Origin of the sequence: Rheinheimera sp., from assembly GCF_036568245.1 — a bacterium.
In the GTDB taxonomy this organism is placed as follows: Bacteria; Pseudomonadota; Gammaproteobacteria; order Enterobacterales; family Alteromonadaceae; genus Alishewanella.
In genome coordinates this window covers 1-5,243 of the sequence record NZ_DATCSY010000410.1, presented here as the reverse complement: position 1 = coordinate 5,243, position 5,243 = coordinate 1, and the positions used below count along the sequence as shown (strand labels likewise).

The 5,243-nt window shown below is 50.5% G+C and carries 6 protein-coding genes; 4 read left to right on the top strand and 2 right to left on the bottom strand.

The window, feature by feature from the left end:
* Nucleotides 1–34 precede the first annotated feature (34 nt).
* Together VIN66_RS18550 and VIN66_RS18545 are read right to left on the bottom strand one after the other, a co-directional pair.
* Nucleotides 35–619, bottom strand: a complete 585-nt coding sequence (locus tag VIN66_RS18550; protein ID WP_230818884.1) for an aminodeoxychorismate/anthranilate synthase component II — start codon at nucleotides 617–619, stop codon at nucleotides 35–37.
* A gap of 3 nt (nucleotides 620–622) precedes the next feature.
* Nucleotides 623–2,209 (bottom strand): anthranilate synthase component 1, encoded by a 1,587-nt coding sequence (locus tag VIN66_RS18545; RefSeq protein ID WP_331925368.1) that lies wholly within the window; start codon nucleotides 2,207–2,209, stop codon nucleotides 623–625.
* 365 nt (nucleotides 2,210–2,574) lie between these two features.
* Between VIN66_RS18545 and rnm the strand changes: the two genes are divergently transcribed.
* From rnm to scpB, 4 genes are all read left to right on the top strand, one after another.
* On the top strand, nucleotides 2,575–3,429 hold the full coding sequence (gene rnm, locus VIN66_RS18540; protein ID WP_331925367.1) for an RNase RNM: 855 nt from the start codon (nucleotides 2,575–2,577) through the stop codon (nucleotides 3,427–3,429).
* Nucleotides 3,430–3,461: 32 nt separating this feature from the next.
* Nucleotides 3,462–4,082, top strand: coding sequence for an L-threonylcarbamoyladenylate synthase (locus tag VIN66_RS18535; protein WP_331925366.1), 621 nt, complete (start codon nucleotides 3,462–3,464; stop codon nucleotides 4,080–4,082).
* A 22-nt stretch (nucleotides 4,083–4,104) separates the two neighbouring features.
* Nucleotides 4,105–4,944 (top strand): ScpA family protein, encoded by an 840-nt coding sequence (locus VIN66_RS18530; protein WP_331925365.1) that lies wholly within the window; start codon nucleotides 4,105–4,107, stop codon nucleotides 4,942–4,944.
* Nucleotides 4,944–5,243 (top strand): SMC-Scp complex subunit ScpB (gene scpB / locus VIN66_RS18525; RefSeq protein ID WP_331925364.1); only part of this gene is annotated, 300 nt, incomplete at its 3' end. The genes VIN66_RS18530 and scpB, both read left to right, overlap by 1 nt.

Genomic DNA, 5,243 nt, shown 5'->3' with positions numbered 1-5,243 from the left:
TGTTGTACTGTTGCTAAAATCTTGTCTGTCATCGTTAGCCCCGTAATAAATAATCAATGCTTTGTTTCAGCAGCGGTTTGCCAAGCGTTGTCAGGATCGACTCCGGGTGAAACTGAAAACCCAGCATACGTTTTTCTTCATTTATAACAGCCATTGGGATATGGCGGTCATTAGCCAGCAGCGTCAACGCATTTGGCATTTCAGTCGCCATCAGGGAGTGATAGCGCGCTACCGGGAAGGGGTTAGGCAGGCCATTAAATAGTGGGTGCTGACTAAGCGTAATCGCCGCCGTTTTACCATGTACAGTTTCGCCGGCACGGCCGACAACACCGCCAAAGTGCTCGACGATAGCCTGATGGCCAAGACAAATACCCAGCACCGGAAATTTCGCTTCACACAGCAACAACAGCGCGGGCATTGAACCCGCATCGGCAGGGCTACCCGGGCCGGGTGATAGCACCAGCAATACCGGTGAGGTTTCGGCGCACATTTGCTGAAAAATGTAGTCTGCCGGCACTGTATTGCGATATAGCCTGGTTTCATAACCTAGTTGGGCAAATTCATCGACCAGGTTGTAGGTAAAGGAGTCGATATTATCAAGCAAATAAATGATAGCCATAACTTACTCCTGTACCTGTGCTTGATGGGCGGCAATGATAGCGCTAATCACGGCCTGCGCTTTACTGCGGGTTTCATCAGCTTCTGCCTGGGCAACAGAGTCGAATACCACTCCGGCACCGGCTTGTATATAGGCAGTGTTGTTGGCCACATAGGCCGAGCGGATCACAATGCAGCTGTCAAAATCACCGTTACCGGCCAGATAACCTACCGCACCGCCATAACTGCCCCGGCGTTTACCTTCTACCTGGCGGATAAGTTCAGCGGCTTTTACCTTAGGGGCGCCGACCAAAGTGCCCATGTTCATACAAGCCTGATAAGCATGCAGTGCATCGAGCTCTGGCTTTAATGTACCGACAACGCGCGATACCAGATGCATAACATAAGAGTAGCGGTCTACTTTTAGCAGTTCTTTGACATAACGGCTGCCCGGCACGCTGATACGGGCGACATCGTTGCGGGCTAAATCAACCAACATTAAATGTTCGGCTTTCTCTTTCTCATCTTGTCGAAGTTCTAACTCAATGCGGCTGTCCAGATCCCTGTCTATACTGCCATCGCTTTTAAAACCACGGCGCCGGGTGCCGGCAATAGGGTATATTTCTACCTGGCGGCTTTGGGCATCAAACTTCAGTGCCGACTCGGGCGATGCGCCAAATAGCGTAAAAGCGGCATCTTTTAAGTAAAACATATAAGGGCTTGGGTTTTGTTGCTTTAACCGCGCATAAGCGGCCAACGGTTGTGGGCATGGCAAGCTGAAACAGCGCGACGGCACCACCTGAAAAATATCGCCGGCGACAATGTGTTGTTTCAGTTTTTCGACCTGCTGCATAAAGTCGCTGTCGCTAATATCAACTTTTAACTCAGCGGATACCTTAGCTGTAAGTGGCTGCGTTGCCGGTGCTGATTGCAACAGCTGCTTTAGTTGTTCCAGCCGTTTGCCAATAACAAAACAGTTCGCCGGTGCCTGCTCACCACAAAACACATTGCCGACCAGGCGGCTGTCGCCGGTTTGATGATCCAATACCAGCAAGGTTTCAGCTAGATAAAACACATAGTCCGGGCATTTGTTTTCCGCCGCCGGTACGTCGGGTAATTGTTCAACAGTTGCCACCATGTCATAGCCAATGACACCGCCTAAAAAGACTGCAAAAGGTTCATCACTCTGACAATGCAGTTCGTGTTGCAAAGTACGCAGTACCGTAAAAGGATTTGGCTTTTGCAGCCTGGCGTTTTCCTCCAGCAGTAAAGGTGGGCGTTGGAACTGAATCGTCAGTTGCGGGCCTTGTTGCTCAACACTGGCGTCAGCACTGAGCTTCTGCGCCAGGTAGGGCAGCAGCACCGCGCCGTTATTACTGACGGCACGGATCACAACAGTTTGGTCGTTACACTCGACGCGCAGTGCTGCATCTATCAGCAGCAGGCTTTTTAAGTTGTCCTTACTGTCGATTTCGGCTGATTCCAGCAATAAGGAATAAGGGCTTTGTGCCGTCAGCATCTGGTAGCAGGATAATGCGTCTGCCTGATACGGCAGCTGCATGGCGATACTGGCTACCTCGCCGGGCGTGTCAGTGATATGACTAAAAATCATGCTTAATTTTGTCCTTTTAAATCAACAAGTTTTTATTCAGCTCGCTGCCACACATTTTGCAGGCACATAAAAAAAGCCCGCTTCTTGTGGAAACGGGCTTCGGTAATTAAAGCTAATACAACGCCTACACACGCCCGTTGGGAATGTGCCACCACCAGTTAGTCAGGTTAAGGGTTGTCATAAATTGCATTAGCTTTAGCCACCTTGTGAATTACGCCCACATAAGACCGCAAAACAGTAGCCGGCGTCAAGTGCTTATTTGTTATAACGCAGAAATAAAAGCGTATAAGCTTCCGGATGGCCGTACGCCAGCTTTGCGATAAGCCAGTGCTGTGCGACAATAGCCACCTTATATTGAGGTGCTGATGAAAATTGATTTACACAGCCATACGCTGTGCTCAGATGGTGTGTTGTCACCGGCAGATCTTGTGGCCCGTGCCGCAGAAAAAGGCGTAGATGTGCTGGCCATCACTGACCATGATTCCGTTGCCGGTTTGCCGGCTGCCCGAGAAGCGATTGCTGCACAGCAATTGCCGCTGACGCTCGTCAATGGCGTGGAAATTTCTACTAGCTGGCAGCAATTGGAAATTCATATTGTCGGACTGAATATTAACCCTGACTGCCCGCGGTTTCTGCAACGCTTGGCTACGCAGCAACAAGCGCGGCTGATACGGGCTGAAGAAATGGCACGGCGACTGGCAAAAAATAACATTCCCGATGTGTTGCCTGCGGTGCTGAAACTTGCCGATGGTGCGGCGCTGACCCGGGCGCATTTTGCCCGCCATCTGGTCAGTATCGGCAAAGCCAGCACTATGGATAATGTGTTTAAGAAGTATCTTGGTCGCGGCAAAATAGGTTATGTGCCGAATAACTGGGTGGACATGGCAGATGCCATTGGTTGGATCCATGACGCCGGCGGCGTGGCCGTGTTGGCGCACCCGCTGAAGTACAAACTGACTACAAAGTGGGTAAAGCGGCTGGCGGAACAGTTTGCAGCTGCCGGTGGCGACGCTATTGAGATTATTTCGCCCCAGCAAACGCCGGTGCAAAAGCGTGAGCTATGGCAACTATGCCAGTTACATGGGCTGACCGCATCGGTCGGTTCAGATTTTCATCAGGCGACAACTTGGAATGATATCGGAAAAAACCTATATTTAACCGACGATGTTATCCCTGTCTGGGCCGATTGGCCGCTAGTAGCTCAGCTGCAAAGCGCTTGATTAGCCTTTAATTTTATTTAAGCAGAATACCAATGAGCCAATTTTTTCATATTCATCCGGAAACGCCGCAGCAACGTCTGCTTAAACAGGCGGTACAAATTATCCAGCAGGGTGGCGTTGTGATCTACCCGACAGACAGTGGCTATGCGCTGGGATGTCATGTCGGCGATAAAAACGCTATGGAACGTATTTTACAGATCCGTCAGGTAAGCGGTGAACACCACTTTACGCTGATGTGCCGTGATCTGTCGGAACTTTCAGTGTATGCCAAGGTTGAGAATGCAGCCTTTAGGCTGATAAAAAACAATACGCCTGGCGCTTACACCTTTATTTTGCGTGGTACGAAAGAAGTGCCAAAGCGCTTACTGAATGACAAAAAGAAAACCATCGGCCTGCGTATTCCACAGAACAAAATTGCGCTGGCATTGCTGGAAGAGCTGGGCGAACCACTGTTGAGCACCAGTTTAATTCTGCCGGGCGAAGAATTTGCCGAGAGTGACCCGGAAGATATGCGTGCCAGGCTGGAAAAGCAGGTTAATTTAATACTGCACGGTGGTGTGATCGGCGAGTCGCCAACCACTGTTATTGATTTGTCGGATGATGAGCCGGTAGTGCTGCGCGAAGGTTGCGGCGACCCGGCGCCGTTTCGCTAAGCGTGAGTTATAAGGGCCAACCTTGAGCGATACTCTGCCAGACAATTTGCCGCCAGACAGTTTAACGATACAGCAGCCGCTGCCACTGGCGTTTGTGCGCGGTGAAGTGGTGCTGGAACGGCCGGAAGACTTATATATTCCGCCCGATGCGCTGGAAATTCTGCTTGATGCCTTTGAAGGGCCGCTGGATTTTTTGCTGTACCTGATACGCAAGCATAAGTTTGATATTGTCGATTTACCGGTAAACGAAATTACGCTGCAATACATGGAATATATTGACCTGATGCAGGGGCTTAATTTTGAACTGGCGGCAGAGTATCTGGTGATGGCAGCGATGCTGGCTGAGATAAAATCGCGTTTGCTGTTGCCTCGCCATACCGAGGCAGATGATGAAGAAGCCGACCCCAGAGCCGAGCTGATTCGCCGCCTGCAGGAATATGAAGTGTTTAAACAGGCCGCCTCTGGACTTGACAGCCTGCCGCGGGACGAGCGTGATCATTTCACCGGCAATGCCAGTCTGGCAGACAACTTTGCCCCGCTGCTGATTCTGCCAGATGTTGAGCTTGCCGAGCTGGCACTGGCGTTGAAAGATATTGTAAAGCGCGCAAAAGATTTTCAGCATCACCATATCAAGCGTGAGCATTTGTCTACCCGCGAAAGGATGAGCCGGATTCTGGATTTACTTAATAGCCATCAGGGCTATCTGGCATTTTCTGCTTGTTTTGACATCAGCGAAGGCCGTGAAGGGGTAGTGGTCACTTTTCTGGCGGTGCTGGAATTGACCAAAGAAAAGCTGGTAGAGATCATTCAGGTGCAGGCGTACGGCCAGATCCATGTCAAATTAAAGGATACTGAGGCATAATGGCGGGCAAAATTAATGATGTGCAGCTGATGCAACTGGTTGAGGCCGCCATTTTCGCTGCCGACAAACCACTGAATCATGATGAGATTCAAACAACAGTGCTGGATGGGCTGAATATCAGCAAAAAGCGGCTGAATGACACCTTATCAAGATTGCTGCAGGACTACGCCGGGCGCGGAGTAACGTTAAGCGAAACGGCATCGGGCTATCGTTTTATTACCAGACCAGAACTCAGTGAATATTTAGCCAGGCTTTGGCCAGAGCGCTCGCCGCGCTATTCGCGGGCAGTGCTGGAAACG

Coding starts and splice junctions, on each gene's coding strand:
- VIN66_RS18550 (WP_230818884.1), bottom strand. CDS start 619: ATGGCTATCATTTATTTGCTTGATAATATCGACTCCTTTACCTACAAC.
- VIN66_RS18545 (WP_331925368.1), bottom strand. CDS start 2,209: ATGATTTTTAGTCATATCACTGACACGCCCGGCGAGGTAGCCAGTATC.
- rnm (WP_331925367.1), top strand. CDS start 2,575: ATGAAAATTGATTTACACAGCCATACGCTGTGCTCAGATGGTGTGTTG.
- VIN66_RS18535 (WP_331925366.1), top strand. CDS start 3,462: ATGAGCCAATTTTTTCATATTCATCCGGAAACGCCGCAGCAACGTCTG.